We start from the raw sequence: 15490 nt of genomic DNA on the forward strand, positions 1-15490 counted from the left end.
CGCCCTCTCCTCCGCCGCCTCGTGACGCAGCCGGGAGGCCGCCATGTCGCTTGACACCCTGTATTCCGCCTTCGTCCAGGCCGCGACCCAAGGCACGATCAGCGCGACGATCCTGCCGCTGATGGGCAAGCTGGTCGCGACGCTGGGCGTGACCGAACTGGCGCTGACCGAGGGGCGGGCCGAGCGGTTAGCGAATTCAGCCAAACTGACCGGCGCCACCGTGTGGGCCAACGGCACCGGCTGGACGCTGGGATTGACCGGCTCGCAGGACGACCAGGGCCGCGACGTGCTGACCCTCGTCTTGCTGGCGCGGACCGAGCGGGGGTTCGTCTCTTTCGGGATGCTGGTGCCGGACCTGCCGTCGTCGCGGGTTCCCGCTCCCGACATGAACGGCGTCCTGATGCTGGGGCCGTCGGTTCTGTCCGATCTGGGGCCGGATCAGGCGACGGTGACCGCGATTGCCGCCGACGACAGCACGGCCGAGGCGGCGGCCCCGTCGCTGGGCGGAACCCTGGTGCTGACCGGGACGAGTCTGGCCCGCTACGCCGAGGTGCTGGGAACCAGCCGACTTGCCCTCACCGGCGGGTTCGACCCCCGGCCGACCGCCACGACCGGGGCCAAGATCGCTCTGTCGGCGCGCTCGACCACCGCCGCGACCGACTGGCCCAAGATGAATTTGCAGGCCCTGTCGCTCGGCTTTACCACCGGGTACGCCGATATCTACAGCGTCGATTTCGTCCCGCAACCGCTGTCGGCGGTGCTGCTGGTGCTGGAAGTGTCGGTGCGGACCGGACGGGAGCACCAGATCGAGGTCAGCGCCCCGCTGCTTCAGCCCGTCCCGCTGTGGGACATCAGCGGCGAAATCGCGCCGCCCCTGACCTTGTCCGATGGAATCGTCGCGCTGATGGGGCTGTTTCCCGGCGCGCGGTCCGACATGTTCACCCTGCCGCCCGGAGTTGCCGCGCTGGACGCGTTCGGGCTGTCCCAAGTGCGGTTCGGGATCGAGACCGACGGCGACAGCCCGCTGCCGACGGCGATGTCCTATACCGGCGTGACCGTGGTTTCGACTACGCCGTGGGACGTGCCGATTCCCTTCATCCGGATCGAGGAGGTCGGAGCCAGCTGGCTGGTCAATTGGGACAAGCTGAAATCCCGCTGGAGCGGCAGCCTGTTCGGCACCCTGCGCTTTGGTGCCAAGGGCGGCGACGGCGATGTGCCGCCGGAACAGCAGATCACCGACGAATCCGGTAATCCGGTCTATCTCGACGTCACAGTCAGCCTGCCCGATTTGTCGATCGAGGCGGCCACCCGCAATCCGTTCGAGCTCAATCTGTCCAAGGCGATGGCGGTGTTCTTTCCCGGAACCCAGCCCGAAATCGGCCCGTCTCTCGTCGTCGATAAGATCACGATCGGCGCCTCGATCCCGGGAAAGACGCTGGGCGCTACGCTGTCGGCGCATGGCGATTGGACGATCACGATCAATCTGGTCAGCTTCACCCTCGACACCGTCGCGTTCGAGGTGACGGTCGCCCCCGCCAAGATCTGGGGCGGGCTGGCCGGTCTGGTCGGTGTTTTTGTCAATGGCGAGCGCAAGGCGGTTCTGTCGGCGGGCGCCTATTATCCCGGCGACGGCAGTTGGACCGTCGAGGGCGGGCTGGCGGCGGGATCGCTTGATCTGGTCGAGTTCTCCCTGGCCTTCCTCGGCCAGACCGCGCCGTCCTGGCTGCCCGCGCTGGAGCTGACCCGGCTGTGGGCGTTCTATTCGACCGGGCCGGGGCACCCCTATTCGGCCTCGGGCGCGTTGGCGCTGCGCTGGGATCCCGAGGTACTGGGGATCAAGCTGTCGCTGGTCGCCGAGGCCGACATCCGCTATCGCCGCAAGATCGAGGGAAGATCGGCCCGCGCCGCCCGCGACGTCCTGCTGGTGAAATCGCTCGAAACCCACCGGCCCGACCTGCATCGCTTCCTGCGCTCCGAGATCGGGGCGGACGCCACCCCGACGATGGTCTATGAGGGTACGGTCAAGGGCAGATTCGAACTGAACAATCTGATCGTGACCGTTGGGCTGTCGGTCCTGTCCGAAGAGATGACCTGGCTGTTCCGTCTTCAGCTCGACCGCGCCAGTCTCGAGGCACGGACCGCCTATACCGGTACCGGCGACAAGCGCCATCAGGTGCTGACGGTCGAGATGGAGAACGTCTCGCTCGGCACGATGATCGAGAGTCTGGCCGCGCTGGCCAATCCCAACGCCAATTACCGTCTTGAAGCGCCGTGGAGCGTGCTGAACAGCATCAGTCTCAGCCGCTTCACCCTGGTGATCGACCCGACCGAGCAGGCGGTGACGCTGTCCTATGTGATCGACCTCGATCTGGGCTTCGTCGCGATCAAGACGGTCGGTATCCGCTACGACCGCAAGACCGGCGAGCCCCAGGTCAATATCGAGATCACCGGCACCTTCCTCGGCAAGGATTATGGCCGCGAGCCCGGCATGACCCCGCTGGCCTGGGACGCGCTCAACGACAGCCCGCCCGCCATTCCCGGCCAGGGCAACGCGCTGGTCACCCTGCGCTATCTGGGCTTTGGCCAGCATGTCACCCTCGACGGCCTGACCCGGCCGGATTCGCTGGCCGAGATCGTCAAGCTGATGCGGGCACAGCTCCAGCCCATCGACGACGTGGCGCGCAATCCGCTCGACCAGCCGAGCGGCAATCAGTTGCATTTCGACGAAAGCAGCCAGTGGCTGATCGGCCTCGATGTCACCGTGATGGGGACGGTCTCGGTCAAGTTGGCGCTGCACGACCCCGACCTGTACGGCGTGCTGATCGCGCTGGCCGGTCCCGAGGCGGGCACGCTCGCCGGGTTCAGCTTCGAACTGCTTTATAAGAAGGTCACCGACGATATCGGCGTGTTCCATGCCCGCCTGCAAGTGCCCGACATGTTCCGCCAGATTGATTTCGGGGTGGTCTCGATTACGCTCGGGATCATCACGGTCGATATCTTCACCAACGGCAATTTCAAGGTCGATCTTGGCTTCCCCCATGCCCGCGACTTTTCGGTCAGCTTCGGCTTGTCCTATGGACCGTTCCTCGGCAAGGGCGGCATTTATTTCGGGTTGCTGAACGGGGCGACCTCGACCCGCGTTCCCGCGATCACCAACGGCACCTTCTCTCCGGTGCTGGAGCTTGGCCTCGGTCTTGCCGTCGGAGTTGGCCGCGAGTTCCGCAAGGGGCCGCTTTCGGCCGGATTATATCTTCAGGTCGAGGTGATCTTCGAAGGCGTGCTGGCCTGGTTCAACCCCGACGACACCGCCCGGTCGAAGGCGATGTATTTCTCGCTCCAGGGCACGGCGGCGCTGGTCGGCAAGGTTTACGGCAAGGTCGATTTCAAGGTCATTTCGGTCGATGTCGGCTTCGAAGCCTATGCCTCGGTGATGCTGGCAATGGCCGCCTACCGTCCGGTCCTGATCGAGATGAGCGTCGGCGTCCGCGTCCATGCCTCGGTCAAGGTGCTGTTCGTCCGCATCTCCTTCTCGTTCGAGACCAGCCTCGACGTCTCGTTTACCATCGGCTCGGCCCGGACCACCCCCTGGGTGCTGGCGGCCGACCAGTCCGGCCGCACCCTGGCGGCGCGGGCGACCACCCTGGCCCAGGCGCGCCGTCCCGGCCGCGACCTTGGCCCGGTCCCGCACGCCAACGCGTCGCGTATGATCGGTGCGGCGCGACGCCGCCGCCCGGCCGATCTTGCCCGGATCACCCGTCCCCTGACCCTGGCCCGGCTGGGCACCGCAGAGGCCCACGGTCTGCGCCACCCGCTGGCGCTGCACCGCGCCACCTTTGCCGATGCGGGAATCGGCACGACCCTGTCCGATCCGTGCGGCGAGAGCGTCTATCGTCTGTCCTTCTCGCCCGATGCCAAAGTGTTCGCGGACGGCGCGGTCCGCTCCCTCGACGTGCGGATTCTGCCCGGCTTCACCATCGCGTCGATCCCGGTCAGTTGGCCGGGCGGAGCGACGGCCACCGCCGCCGACTCGCCCGCCTACCGCGTCGTGATGATGCTGACGATCGACGGACCCGCCCCGATCGCGGCCGCCAGCCTCGACGCGGCCCGCAGCGGGGCCTTTACCCCGACCGCGCGCGCCACCACCACCGACGAAACCCCGTTCGCGATCCTGGCCGAAGCGCTGTTCCGCTGGGCGGTTTCGGCGATTGGCCTCGACCCGCAGAGTGCGATTCTGACGGCGGGCGATCTGGCCGAACTGGCCGCCCAGATGGATTGCCCGCAGACCTTCGCCCAGGGCTTCGATTTCGCCACGCTGAGCGGCTTTTTCGGCAACAACCTGTCGATCCGGTTGTCGGGAATCCCCTCCGGCGACGATCCCACCCTGGTCAGCGGCGTCGCCTTCCCGATGCCGCCGGTGTTGGGCTGGACCAGCCCCGACCTGCCCACGCCCGAGAACAGCCGCGATTTCGCGGTGTGGCAGCCGGTCGATGATGCCTATGCGGCGCGGATCGCCGCTTATTACCGCACATTGTCGCCGCGTCCGGGCGGAGACGGCGACGCGGGCAATGCGGGCGGCGGCATCCATGACGGCGAATCGCTCGCCTCGGTGATCTTCCGCGATTATGCCCTGCTGATCGCCAAGGCGATGGTGCAGGCGGCCGAAACCCTGTTCGCCAGCTTTCCCTACGACATCGACGAAACCTCGACCCTGGCGGCAATCGCCGCCTCGTTCCCAACCGTCACCGTCCAATACGCGGTGCATCTGGGCGACACCATCGCCCAGGTCGCCGAGACCTATGGCTATGCGCCGGTCGAACTGCTGGCGCTCAATCCCGGGCTTGAGGCCCAATTGATCGCGGCGGTTCCAGGCACGGCGATCCCGGTCGTGCTGGGGGTGACCCCCGAAAGCATCGCCGCCGCCAATCCGGAACGGCGGTTGACCGAAGGCAAGAGCATTGGCGCCGCCGCGCTCGAAACCCAGATTCAGAGCGGCGAGACCGCGACCGCGCTGTGCGCCCGGCTGGGGGCCGACGTCGCGATCTGGCTGGGCAGTGCCGCCGCGCTCGACCGGCGCGAGATCACCCGGGCCGAAGCCCAGCTTGCCGTGCCGTCGTGGTCTTATTCCAACCCGACCGCGCTGACCCTGACCCAGGTCGCCGCCCTGCTCTATGTCCGCGTCAACGCAGGCTCGGCGGCGCTGGCATTGGTGCCCGAGACCAGTTGGTACGCCGAGGCGATCACCCGCCTCAACGGCGGCATGATCGGAGCCGACGGGGTGCTGCCCGCGTCGATCGCGCTACCGCCCGCCTATGACGTGCTGACCGGGCCGGTCACCTGGACCCGGCTGACCGGCGACACCTTGGCGCTGCTGGCGGCGGTGACCTCGCTGTGGCAGAACCCGGAGGCCGATCCGGCGTTCGTCCCTTGGCTTGCCGCATTCGAGGCGGCCAACCCGGGCTATCGCGGCGGTGCGGTCCGGTGTCCCGCCGCGACGACGGCGCTGCTGCCGGTCGAGACGTTGCGGGCGCTGTCGGCCCGGCTGCTGCTGGTGACCGACCCGACCGCCGCCACGGCAACGCCCAGCGCGGCCTTCGTCCCCCTGATCGCGAGCGCCGACATTCTCGCCCCGCTGGCGGCGGTGACGGTGACCGATTGCACCCTGACCATTGCGGCGGATCAGACCCTGCGCCAGTTCGCCACCACCTACGATCTGTCGATCGAGACGGTGGGGCGGATCGGCGCCGACATCGCCGGATTGATCGCCCCCGACCCGGCCCAGCCGCTGGCGGTGCCGACGCTCGCCGCGATCGGGCTCGCCGCCCTGATGCCCCGCCTGACCGCCGACACCCCGATCCGCGACGTTGCGGGGCAGGTATCGCGCTTCATGCTGCATGGCCAGCGCCTGCCGGTGCCGGACGCCACCGACGATTCGCTGGGCGGACTTTTCGATCTGGTCGGCCAGCAGGTCACCGGTCCCGCTCCGAACCCCAGCCTGCCCGGCACGACGCCACGCCTGACCGTGACCGTGACCGAAACGGTGGCGACGCCGTGGATCGCCCTGGTCGAAACCGAGGTGATCGCGCCAGAGGGCGGGCCGGAGCGCCTTGCCGCCCGAATCCCCGATTTCGCCGCCCGCAATCCCGCCGCAGCGACCGGCCGGCTCCGCCCCGGCATGATCGTCGAGACCGCCGACCTGACCGCGCTGTCGGTCGTCGTCACCGAGGCAATGCTCGAAGCGGGCTATCCCGCCGCCACCCTGGCCCCAATCCTGCCCCAGCCGCTTGCGGCCCTGCCGCTGTGGGAGGACGTGCCGGTCCGCCACGGGCTGGCGCAACAGGTGATCTGGCAGGTGGCGACCCGGCCCGACCTCCCCATTCTCGGCGGCAGCGATGGCGCGCCCGCCATCGGGATGCCGTCCGTCTGGCCGTTCTCGTCCGCTCTGGCCGCGCTCGCCGCCGCCGCCGATTCCCTGCCCTGGCAGCTCTATCGCACCGACCCCGAGCGCGGCCCCACCGCGCCTTCGATCCCGGTCGAGCGGTTTGCCTGGGCGACGACGATCGAAATCCGCCTGAAGCGGATTCCCGGTCGGCCCCATACCGCCGAAATGATCGGTGCCGATACGGCGAACCGTCAGACTCTGCTCGAAATGTGGCGCTATCTCGAAACCAATCGGGACAGCGACGGAGCCGATTTGTTCTTCGCCGCCCTGTTGTCCCCCGCCGCCGGTCTGGCCGGTATCGCAACCGATGCCGATTCCACCTATCTCGTCCGCACCAACCTCACCACCGAAACCCGCTCGGGCAATCAGCCGTCGCGGCGCGCCCGGACCCTGGCGGTGCGAGAGACTCCGCCGTCCGGCCCCTATTTCGCGCCGATGTCGAACCCGCTGGGCTTCCTCACCCTGCTGTGGGAGGCCAGCGTCGTCGGCGGAGGCGGCTATTGGCTGGAGCTCCGCGATGCCGATGGCAACGGCTTCGACGATGCGATCTGGAGCGGCGACGGCAACGCGGTGATCACCCTGATCTCGGTGCTGGAGAGCCAGTCCAAGGCCGAGGCGGAGCGTCGGCTGCACCCCTTCAACAATGCCGCTCTGATCGGCGATCCGGTCGATATGGCTTCGACCGCGCTGTTCGTCGCCGCTCCGGACGACCGCGATCTGATCCGGCGGGCGACGGTGATGCCGGGCAATGTCGGCTTTACCTTCGGGCTTGCCAACCCGCCCGACGATGGCGACGATCCGGCGCTGATGGCGCGTCGGCTCTACAGCCTTGCGGGCTATCGCCTGCAAGGCAGCCCCCGCTTCGCGGCCAGCCATGAGGGCCAGCCGGTCGCAGCCCAGGTCGATAGCGGGAAAGCGGCGCGGGCGATGCGGATGGCCGCGCCGCTTCGGGACGCCGAAAGCGACGACGACAGCCAGACGGTGACCCAGGTGATTCCAATCCACCGCTTCGCCAAGACCGCCTCGGTGCCGAGCGTGGCGGGATTGCCGCCCGCAGCCGACGATCCCTATGCCGGGATTTCGACGGCCAACGCGACCGCGGCCCCGGTCGCCACCGTCGCTCTCGGCTTCAACGACATCTTTGGCAACAGCACCGCAGGGGGCGCCTCATGAGCGCAGCGCCGCTTTCTTCCGCCGCCTCCGGCCAGATCGACATCACGGTCGGCTATACCGATCCGGTGATCGGCATCACCGCCTGGCCCTCGACGACCGCCGCCTGGAGCGTCCAGCCCCCCGGCCAAGACCAGACCGGCGCGGTGTTGGCGGTCCGAATCGCGATGCAGCCGGGCGGATTGGTCCCCGCCGGAACCGCACCGGGCGACGCGATGGAAGCCGCCGCCGCCGACATTGCCAGCCGGTTCGCGGCGGCGTGGTATCAGGTGATGCAGCCCGATATAACTCTGTCGCTGGCGACCTCGCTTGACCAGCCGAGCGACGGCGCGCCGGTCGCGCTGCCGGTCGCGATCGAGCCGCTCCGACTGCATGTCTCGGCCTGCTATGCGTTCTCAAGCGCGGCGTCTGCCCTGGGAGCCGCCTGTGCCGACCCGACGACAACCCCGACCCTGGCCGACACCATCGCGCATTTCGGCATCGACTGGCTGGCGCTCGGTCAGGCCGGGGAAGACCGGCCGATCGACTCGCTGATCGAGGTGCCCACCACCGGGCTGGCGGTGCCGAGCTTCGCCGTCTTCGCTCAAGGAGGCAGCGTCGCCGACCTCGTTCCCGCCGGGCTCGATCCGGCAAATGTGCTGGCCGATCCCGACAATAGCGTCCTGCCGCTCAATCCCGGCCTCGAACTGGTCGTCCCCAGCATCGTCAAGGCCCAGCCCGCCGATGGGCTGACCCTGGCCGAGTTGGCCCGCCGCCTCAACCTCACCCCGGCCAGTCTGGTTGCCGCCAATCAGGGTCGCCCCGCCCTGCTGGCGGCGGGGTTCGTCTTCACCGCCCAGGGAATCGAGGTCGAAGTGCCGCCCGAAGGCGAACCCGGTGCCGACGCGACGCTGGCCGATATCGCGCTGGCCTTTCGCGACAACGGCGTTCCCTTCGACGCGGTGATGGCCGCCGTCGCCAATGCCGACCAGCCCGGCATGTTCCGTTCCGGCGCGACCCTGGTGGTCGATCGCCAGATTGTCGCCGCCGACTGGACGCTGGCCGACAATGGGACCGGCCTGTCGGTCGAAACCCTGGCCGCCGCCAATACCGCCACCACCGACCTGTTCCCGGCGGGAACGCCGCTCTATCTGACCAGCACCGCCGTCACCGGATTGGACAAGGCCGAGCTTGGCGCGGCGGCGCGCGCCTTTGCGATCGAGCCGGGCGACCTGTTGCGTCATAATGCCGGTCTTGCCCCCGTCTCGCCCCAGGCCCCCGTCTCGCCCCAGGCCGACGGCAGCGCCGGACTGCCGATCCCCGGACTGGCGGCACTGCCCGCCGATCCCGCCCGGCTGCGGATTCCCTATCGCATCCGCGCGGGCCAGACCATCGACACAATCGCGGCTCTGTTCCTGTCGGCGGCCCCAACCGGCTCGGGATGGTCGGATCAACTGGCGCTGACAGAGGTCAATCGGGCCGTGCCCGGCACCATCGCCGGGAGCCGCGTCCTCGTCGTTGCGGGCCAGTCGCTCCCGACCGAAGTCGGCGACAGTTTCGATGCCGTGATCGCCCGCGCCAACCCGCCGGTGACAATCGCCGATTTCGCCACCGCGCTTGCCGCCGACCCGCAGGCGCTGGCGGCGGGCGCCCTGCTGCTGTGCCCCCCCGCCCGACTGGCGGGCCAGGACGCGGTCAGCCCCGAGTCCCTTGCGCTCACCTACGGACTCGACGCGACGCTGGTGCTCAGCGCCAACGCGGCGACAGCGGGGATCATCGCCGCCGGAGTAACCCTCGCCCCCTCGCCGCTGGCCGACCAGCCGACAATCGTCACCGCCGCCGCCGACAGCGTCAACGCGATCATCCGCCGTTTCGCGACGGAGGGACTCGCCGTCACCGTCGGCGACATCGTCCGCGCCAATCACGCGGTCGCCTTCCTCGCCCCCGGCGCACTTCTGCTGCTGCCGCCCGCCGAGACCCGGATCACCGCCCGGTTCGGCACCAGCGGGTGGCACGTCCCCGCCCCGATCTTTCCGTTGCGCTGCTGGGCGATTCTTGCCCGCAATCCCGCCCTGGTCGATCCGGCCTTTCGCGGCAGCGATGCCGCGCCGGGGCCGGTGGTCCGGGCCTCATCGGCGATCGCGGCGGCGCGCAGCACGACGCCCGAGCGCGAGGAAGACGGGGCCGTTACCCTCGATCTGTTCGCCGCCGCCTTCGAAGCGGCGATTCCGGGGCTGAAGCTGGCGACCGGTCGGGTGCTTGCGGCCGAACGCGACACCGCGCCCACCGACATCTGGGCGGTCTCGTTTCTAGCGCCGGACGGCATCACCAAGGTCGCGATCACGCCGCCCTCTCTCGTTCCCGGTCTCGACGGAGCGCAACCGTTCAGCTTCGCGCTGCGGCCGCTGTCCAACACGCTGGTCTCCGAAAGCGGGGTCGAGATCAAATCGCTCGATCCCGCCACCGGGGGATGGGGGACGTCCCAGATCGTCGATTTTCAGGGACTCGACCTTGAGGTATGGGCGCGCTCGTGGCTGGCCGGGATGGATTTGATCTGCACCGCGCCCTATGCCGCCCCGGCCTACCGGGTCGCGCCCGGCCCGCTCGGCCGCCTGCTCGCCGCCAAAAAGCTGTTGGCCTGCGCCGTCGCCGACGGTCTTTCCCCCATCCTGGTCGCCCAAGAGAGCGGCGGCGGCGGCATCGGCGGCGAGGCCTGGAGTGCCGCGCGCGAGTGCCTCCATCAGCGGCTGCTCGCCCGCCTCGGCCTCGCCTACGACACCACCGCGATCCTGCTCTTCAACGCCGCCATCACCGCCTCAACGACCACCGCGACGGCGCGTCTGTCCGGCGCGGGCAAATTGCGTCAGATCGACGAGACCCTGACGGCGCGCCAGCTTGCCCTGAACGGCGATCCCGACGCCTGGAAAGTCTCGCAACTGGGCAATGCCAAGACCCGGCTGGCCCCGACCGCGACCGGCACGGTGTCCTTCCCGCTCGACGTGGCCCAACCGGCCCGGCACCGCTCGGTTGCCCTCGACCCGGTCTATGAAGTCAACGAGATCGAGTTCGACGTGACCCCGATCGTCGCCGGGTACGAAGCGTCGAACTGGCTGAGCTTCGTCCGCAGCTTCGACCGCTTTCCGCCAACGTCATTCTCGTCCGATCTCGGCGCGCCGCTCGTTCCGGTACCGCTGCGGGCGTACCCTGAGCTTCCCGCGCTGATCTCACAAACGGCACGGAGCGCCGAGCACCCGGCAACGCTGGCAGACGCGTTCAACTGGTCCTACGTCTTCACCTACGCGCATCAGAGCGCCGCCCAGGACCAGATCCGGCTAGAGATCGAGTTCAACCGCGCCCCGACTGCGACTTGCCTTGCCGTCCTTGACGATTCGCTGTTCCGGGCACTCGCTCAATATGCCGCGATCAGCGACACACTGTGGCAGATCCTGGCCGGGCTTCAGGATTCCGGCGCCTCGTCGGCCGACACCGTGCTCGCCACCGCGCTCGACACCTATGCCGGTCTGGCCGAACGGGTCGCTGCGCTGTGGTCGGGCTGGTGGGGCATCGGCAGTTGCAACGCCGACATCGCCGCCGCCGGGCGGGTCCGCCCCGCCCATGTCGGGCTGGTGCCGCCATCGCGCCGGGCCGCGTCCGGGGCCACCGACAGCGCCGCGCCGCACGAATTTTATCACTACCTGGCCTCGCTGGAATCCGCCCCGATCGAGGGGACCGAGGTCTATGTCACGCTGACGCTGAAACGACTGGCCGCCGATGGCGATGTCGGCTGGCCCGATCTCACCGTGATCCGGGCCGACGGCCGCGCGGTGGCGCTGACCGCAACCGACACGACCGAGGCCGAGGTGCGGGTCTATTCCTTCCCCCGCGACCTCGTCGATCTGGTCCCCGCCTTCACCAGGATTTCCGTCCGCTGCGTCATCCCCGGCCTGCCCATCGCCCGCTATCAGAACGCCAACGCGGCGGTGTCGGTGATCCGTAACGCCCACCTGCTGGGCTCGGATGGGCCGGAAACCTGCTCGGCCTTCGTCTACAGCACCGCACCGCTCAGCTTCCCCGAACCGCTGGTGCCGCTGATCACCCTCAGCGACCGCCTCGATATCGGCCAATGGACGGATGTGCCCGCGACCAACCCACTGACGAGCCTGTTCGACACGATGTTCGACGGCGATCCCACCGGCCGCGAGATCGCCCTGTCGATCCGCTATGGCTATACCCTGGTCGCCTCCGACCCGCCGATCGAAACGCTGCTGCCGGTCAAGCTGCACCCCCGCTTTGCCTATGATCCGGCGACGACGGTCGCCAGCATCATCGCCGCATTGGAGGAATGGACAGATCAGGTGGAGCCGGTCACCGCCGGAGGGGTGTGGGGCTTTGGCATCAGCCTCTATTCGCAGACCGACCTGTCGCTCGACCGTCCCTTGCTGGAGCTAAAGCAAGTGGTCTCACCGCTGCCATAGTCGGTCGTGAAAAAGTCCTTCGGCCTTTGGCCTCAGTGTACTTTTCCCCGGTTCAAAAAGAATCCCCGTGCTCAATCAAGCTTTCCGCGCGGGGATGGATTTGGTTCCCTCCGAGGCCGATGGGCGACGCCCACGGCTTCGGAGGCTGGTGAAACAGACAACACGAAAAATGGGCGCTGGGCCGCCCCTAGCCCATTTTTCTCCTTTTAATCCAACGGGAAAAAGTACACCGAGCGACAGCGAGGGACTTTTTCACGGGAGACTGCCATAGGCCCGACCAGACGCAAAAAAGGGGCCGGAGCATCGGCTCCGGCCCCCTGGTTCGGTTCGGATCACATCGTCAGACCGAGGTCCATTCGTAGATCTCCTGCGGCTTCGAGGCGCAACTGCACGACGAACTGGCTTTGCCGCATCCGCCGCCCTGTTCGAACCGCCGCACCCGGCCCTTGGCCAGCCAATGGTCGAGCACCTGACGGGCCGCTTCGGGCGAGGAATCGAAGTGAACAGCGATATCCTCAAGCGAAGCGCGACCGTTTTCGGCGAGATAATCGCGCACCGAACTCATCGTCAGCATCGAACGCCCTCCCCTATTCCGCCGGTGCGACGATCAGACGAGCGACCTGACGCCGCCCGGCCAGCCACATCACCGCGATACCGGCACCAACCGTCACCACGCATCCCGCCAACCAGCCGGTCGCCGAGACCGGATCGCGGGTGAAGATCGCCGCTTGATAGAACGCGACGGCCGAGACATAGCCCAGGGTCGTCGTCCACACTGCGGCAAAGGCGGTCCACGCCCCACCGGCTTCGTGGCGGATCGCCCCGGCGGCGGCGACGCACGGCGTATAGAGCAGGATCAGCAGCATATAGGCGAAGGCTCCGGCAGCGCCGTCGAACCGGGCCACCATCGCTCCGAACACACTGCCGGTGACCTTCAACTCGCTGGCGGCCGCCTCGGAATCCCCGACGTAGGAGACGTTGAGGCCCAACGGATCGGCCAGGGAATCCGCCACCTTCAGCAGCTTGGGCGGAATGGTCATCACCGCGCCTTCGAGCTTCTCGACCAGAGTCGGAGCCGGAGCATCGGAGGCGGCCCCCGCTTCGGCGCCGTCGATCTGGGCGTAAAGCGCGTTCAGCGTGCCGACCACCGCTTCCTTGGCAAAGATACCGGTGAACAGCCCGACCGCCGCCGGCCAATTCTCGTCGGTGAGACCGATCGGATAGAAAATCGGGGTGATCGCCTGACTGGCCGAGGCCAGCACCGACTCACGGGTGTTCTCCTTGCCGAAGCTGCCGTCGGTTCCCATCGTGTTGAAGAAGCTGAGGATCATCACCATCGGCACGATGATCCGACCGGCGCGGAAGATAAACTCGCGCAGGCGCTGCCACGCCTGGATCACGATGCCCCGCACCGTCGGCAGGTGATAGGGCGGCAGTTCCATCACGAACCGGGTCGGCTCGCCCGGCAGCAGGGTCGATTTCAGCAACAGACCGGTCACCACCGCAAAGGCCAGACCGAGCAGATACAGCCCGAACACGATGTTCTGGCCGTTCTCGGGGAAGAAGGCGGCGGCAAACAGCGCGAACACCGGCAGACGAGCCCCGCACGACATGAACGGAGCCATCATGATGGTCAAAATGCGGTCACGCCGACTTTCCAGGGTCCGGGTCGCCATGATCGAGGGGACGTTGCAGCCAAAGCCGACAATCAGCGGCACGAACGACTTGCCGGGCAAGCCAATCGACCGCATCGCCCGATCCATCACAAAGGCGGCGCGGGCCATGTAGCCCGAATCCTCGAGGAAGGACAGGAACAGGAACAGGCAGGCGATCACCGGAATGAAGGTCGCCACCGTCTGAATGCCGCTGCCCAGCCCCTTGGCGATGGCGATCACCAGATCGGGCGTACCGACCGACGCCAGAACTTCGGACAATCCGTCAACCAGAACCGCCGCGAAGGATTGGTCGAAGAAGTCGATGAAGGCACCACCGATATTGATGGTGAACAGGAACATCAGATACATCGCGAACAGGAAAACCGGAACGCCGAGATAGCGGTTCAGCACCACCTGATCGATCCGGGCCGACAGGGTCTTCGACACCCGCCGCTTGCGCGTCACCGCCGCCGCCATCACCCCGGCGACAAAGGAAAAGCGTCCGTCGGCGATGACGATGTCGGCTTCGTCGCCGCACGCCGCCTCGATCGCGGCGCGATGGCGGATCAGTTCGCCGTCAAGCTTGCCACCGGCCAGGGTCTCGGCGAAGGCGTCACCCTCGATCAGCTTCAGCGCGGCCCAGGCGGGATCGACCTTGCGCGCCGCCGCCGCGTCGGCCAGCGAAGCCGACAGGTCGGTCACCGCCGCCGTCACCGCCGGGTTCGGCTCGGGCCGGGCGACGGGAACGTGCTTGCGGTCGAGCGCGCGGGCAATCGCCCCCTTCAGGTCGGCGATCCCCTTGTCACGGCTGGCAACCAGCGGAACCACCGGGCAATCCAGCGCCCGCGACAGCGCGGCCAGATCGAGCGTGAGTCCGTGACGTTCAGCGATATCCATCATGTTGACCGCGACCACCATCGGCACCCGCATTTCCAGCAATTGGGCGGTCAGGTAGAGATTGCGCTCGAGATTGCAGCCATCGACAATGTTGACGACCAGTTCCGGCTCGCCCGACAAGATATAGTCGCGGGCGACCCGTTCGTCCTCGGACCCCTGGGTCACCCCGCCGACCATGTAGACGCCGGGAAGATCGACCATGGTATAGGTGCCGCCGTCAAAGCGGTACGATCCCACCTTCTTTTCGACCGTAACGCCCGGCCAGTTGCCGACCTTTTGGGTCGAGCCGGTCAAGGCGTTGAACAAGGTGGTCTTGCCGCAATTGGGATTGCCGGCAATGGCGATCACATGCTCCATGATCATGCCCTCTCCAGCTTCAAGATGGCCGCCTCGCTCCGCCGCAAGGTCAGGGTGAAATCCCGCACCGAGATTTCGACGGGATCGCCCAGCGGGGCCACCCGAGTCACCCGGAACGACACGCCGGGGGTCAACCCCATCGCCAGCAGACGCTGGCGATAATCACGGTCCCCCTGCGAAAAGCCGGTAATTCGAGCGGAATCGCCCGGTTTCAGATCCTGGACGCTGATGTCCATAACTGCGAACTCCCATGGCGGCGCGGGGCGCCGAGAAATGCGAATGATATTGCGAGGCGCAATCAATCAGGCATTTTTAGTCCGCACTCCCCGCAGGGTCAAGCTGTTTGCAGGTGAGTTTTAGTCGCAGGAAGATGAGGGGTGTCTGTTCGAACGCCCATCGGGAATAAATAAAAAACGAAAATGATATGTGGAATTTAAACTAGAGGGCGCGGCCTATCGACGACGCCGAGCGGGGTGAGCGGGCTGAAAAACGGCTCTGTCAAAACTGACGGTTCGAAC

The 15490-nt window shown here is 67.4% G+C and carries 5 protein-coding genes; 2 read left to right on the forward strand and 3 right to left on the reverse strand.

What is annotated here, in order from left to right:
• Window positions 1-43 precede the first annotated feature (43 nt).
• Both BLW40_RS10545 and BLW40_RS10550 read left to right on the forward strand, forming a co-directional pair.
• Window positions 44-7612, forward strand: a complete 7569-nt coding sequence (locus BLW40_RS10545; protein ID WP_074768340.1) for a hypothetical protein — start codon at window positions 44-46, stop codon at window positions 7610-7612.
• On the forward strand, window positions 7609-12063 hold the full coding sequence (locus BLW40_RS10550; RefSeq protein ID WP_074768342.1) for a hypothetical protein: 4455 nt from the start codon (window positions 7609-7611) through the stop codon (window positions 12061-12063). Before BLW40_RS10545 ends, BLW40_RS10550 begins: the two co-directional genes overlap by 4 nt.
• A 340-nt stretch (window positions 12064-12403) precedes the next feature.
• On the opposite strand, the gene BLW40_RS10555 is transcribed toward BLW40_RS10550, so the two are convergent.
• The 3 genes from BLW40_RS10555 to BLW40_RS10565 are packed head-to-tail and all read right to left on the reverse strand — an operon-like array spanning window position 12404 to window position 15208.
• Window positions 12404-12637, reverse strand: coding sequence for a FeoC-like transcriptional regulator (locus tag BLW40_RS10555; RefSeq protein ID WP_083386739.1), 234 nt, complete (start codon window positions 12635-12637; stop codon window positions 12404-12406).
• A gap of 13 nt (window positions 12638-12650) precedes the next feature.
• The gene (gene feoB / locus BLW40_RS10560) at window positions 12651-14978 is read right to left on the reverse strand and encodes a Fe(2+) transporter permease subunit FeoB (protein ID WP_083386740.1); all 2328 of its coding nucleotides are present in this window, start codon (window positions 14976-14978) and stop codon (window positions 12651-12653) included.
• Entirely contained in the window at window positions 14975-15208 is a 234-nt protein-coding gene (locus BLW40_RS10565; protein ID WP_139305563.1) for a FeoA family protein, read from the reverse strand. Before BLW40_RS10565 ends, feoB begins: the two co-directional genes overlap by 4 nt.
• Window positions 15209-15490: the final 282 nt, after the last annotated feature.

The sequence above is a fragment of the Magnetospirillum fulvum genome (genome assembly GCF_900108475.1).
In the GTDB taxonomy this organism is placed as follows: domain Bacteria; phylum Pseudomonadota; class Alphaproteobacteria; order Rhodospirillales; family Magnetospirillaceae; genus Phaeospirillum; species Phaeospirillum fulvum_A.